General features: G+C 36.9%; 2 protein-coding genes. Both read right to left on the bottom strand.

The genetic code is table 11. The annotated features are described in order from the left end of the window. Nucleotides 1-292 (bottom strand): helix-turn-helix domain-containing protein (locus tag HMJ38_RS25140; RefSeq protein ID WP_228780277.1); only part of this gene is annotated, 292 nt, incomplete at its 3' end. A 25-nt stretch (nt 293-317) separates the two neighbouring features. Further along, complete coding sequence (locus HMJ38_RS25135; protein WP_228780276.1) at nt 318-491, bottom strand: type II toxin-antitoxin system RelE/ParE family toxin; 174 nt, start codon at nt 489-491, stop codon at nt 318-320. Between the last annotated feature and the right edge of the window lie 5 nt (nt 492-496).

The raw sequence follows: 496 nt of genomic DNA, 5'->3' as shown, positions 1-496 counted from the left end.
ATTCGTTCATTTCTACACTGAACTTAACGTTAGCTTTTAATGCTTTAAAGACTTTCAAAATCGTTTCTATGGTAACATTTTTTGTGCTCCGTTCCAATTTTGAAATCTGGGATTTTTGGACACCTATAAGTTCTCCAAGTTGTTCTTGGGTCAAATTCCTTTCTTTCCGCACGGATTTTATCATTTCTCCAAGTAATTCCATTCGCAGGTCAAATTCGTATTTGTCCCTTTCTGGAGTTCCGATTTCCCCTATATCCCTGTCTTTGAGCTGGTCAAGGGTCATCATTTTCATTTTTTTATTCTTTGTTTCCATAATTTTATTGTTCAAAACCTGCCTGCCGGTAGGCAAGGTATTCTTTTCTAATCCTTTCCGCTTTTTCGATTTCCGCTTTCGGAACTTTATCAACTTTTTTCACAATTCCATGTGTTGAAATGACAAGTGTTTCAGATTTGTCTGTTTTGTCCCAAAATGCGAAAAGTCGATATTGCAGTCCGC

Origin of the sequence: Aquiflexum lacus, assembly GCF_015476655.1 — a bacterium.
Taxonomy (GTDB): domain Bacteria; phylum Bacteroidota; class Bacteroidia; order Cytophagales; family Cyclobacteriaceae; genus Aquiflexum; species Aquiflexum lacus.
The sequence above is the reverse complement of the archived record's forward strand: the minus strand, read 5'-3'. Positions and strand labels throughout refer to the sequence as shown.